Below are 1,794 nucleotides of genomic sequence, written 5' to 3'. Positions count from 1 at the left end.
CCAACAAACGCAACGCACGCTGCCGAAACTCCGGCGAATACTGACGGGGCATGCTTCCAATCCTCCTATAGGGATCGGAACAAAACCTGGGGTACTTCACACGCCGCAGCCGGTGCACCGCGACCGGCGAGGACACAACGACACCGGCCCGTCCAGGCCTCGAAGCTGCCGCGGCCTGGCCCACCCCCAACCCGCCAACACACCACTACACGCCGGGCAACTCAGCTCACCCGCAGCCAACCTGCGCTCGACTTGATCGACATCCGCCTCTACGGTGACCACTGCGCCTCCAAGCGCAACAGACGGCCCTCCCGAAAGACTCCGCCAGAGACATGCCGGGAGGGCCGTCGCCTACAACGACGTGATCACCATGCCGCCCCGACACCACAAGCACCAACCCAGCTACGACCCGTCGGCGAGCTGCTCACCGTCGACGCCGGATCACAACCCCCTGATGCTCAACCCGAATGCCTCCGAACAGTTGGTGAAGATGGCAGGTATTCGGCTATTGACATCGGACATGGCCGCATCGCCGCGCGTCGGCTTGATGATGGTGCTCGGCCCAATGCGTGACCGCCGACACCACGCACGCCGTGCTCGGGGAAATCGGCTAGAACCGTAAGTCCCCGCCGCTGCAGACACCGCGACCAGCTGCTCGACAAGGGACGGTGTGGCGATGCGGGCGCGCCCCGACTTAGAACTTGCGGGCGACGATCACTGCGGTGCGCGCCGCGTGGGCCACGGCCGTGCTCACCGAGCCCAACAACATGCCGGCAAATCCGCCGCGGCCGTTACTACCGACGACGACCAGTTGTGCTGACTCGGAGTGCTCGACAAGTCGGCGAGCCGGCTGATCGCAGACCACCACACGTCGCACCATGACATCGGGATAGCGTGTTTGCCATCCGGCGAGCCACTCGGCCAGCGCATGGTCTGCCAGTGTTTCCATCGTCGCTAGATCCGGTCCTGTCATGTTTGGCATGTTGACGTCGGACCACGCATGCAGTGCCACCACGTCCACACCCCGGCGGGAGGCCTCGTCGAAGGCGATCTCTGTCGCCAGTTGCGAGGCGGGCGAACCGTCGATTCCGACCAGCACCGGCGCCTGCGCCGGTGCTGGGGCCTGATCATGGACGACCACGACGGGACAATGCGCATAGTTGACCAGGCTGGTGCTCACCGAGCCGAGCAGGACCTGGCTAAACGCGCCTTCGCCGCGGCATCCCACCACCACCATGTCGGCGTCCTTGGACTGGTTGACCAGCGTGGACACGGTCGGGCCATGGACCACCACGCTGTACATCAATGGTGGACGATGGCCGGCGGTGCTCTCGGCGACCGCCCGGCGCGCGTTTTCCAGTATGTGGCTCGCTCTATTCTCCTGCTGCTGGAAATAGTCTTTGGGGACCGGGATCTCCGGCCACGGCGCCACTGTCGGCACGACCGGTGGGATGACGTGTACGAGGGTAAGCGCGATATTGCGCAGTGCGGCATCGCGAGCCGCCCAGCTGACCGCGGCCATCGACGACGCCGATCCGTCGACACCAACCAACATGCCACGACGAGTGGGCGAAGCGGACATATCGTTTCTCCTGCTCGCTCGTAACGGTGGCTTCCCCATGACCGTAGGACGATTTGGGCAAAAGATCAGGTGGCAATGGTCACTAAATTGCTGGCCCATCGGCCTCTAGCTAGATCCGGCACAGCCGGAATTTTGAGTCAAGTTTGACGTACTTGGGCTCGATTTGGCGTCTAGGCGGCCAATAGTGTTGTGCGACTGAGGTTTTCCAGGGC

1 protein-coding gene and 1 pseudogene are annotated in these 1,794 nt (G+C 63.8%); both read right to left on the bottom strand.

Annotated features, from left to right (window positions below; genetic code table 11):
- Positions 1–99: 99 nt before the first annotated feature.
- Positions 100–282 (bottom strand): annotated as a pseudogene (locus CDN38_RS27865) (hypothetical protein); the annotation flags it as partial.
- Positions 283–694: 412 nt separating this feature from the next.
- Entirely contained in the window at positions 695–1,582 is an 888-nt protein-coding gene (locus CDN38_RS27855; protein WP_075509676.1) for a universal stress protein, read from the bottom strand.
- Between the last annotated feature and the right edge of the window lie 212 nt (positions 1,583–1,794).

It is taken from the genome of Mycobacterium ostraviense (genome assembly GCF_002705925.1).
Classification (GTDB): domain Bacteria; phylum Actinomycetota; class Actinomycetes; order Mycobacteriales; family Mycobacteriaceae; genus Mycobacterium; species Mycobacterium ostraviense.
Note: the sequence above shows the minus strand (reverse complement) of the source record. Positions and strands in the feature narration are given on the sequence as shown.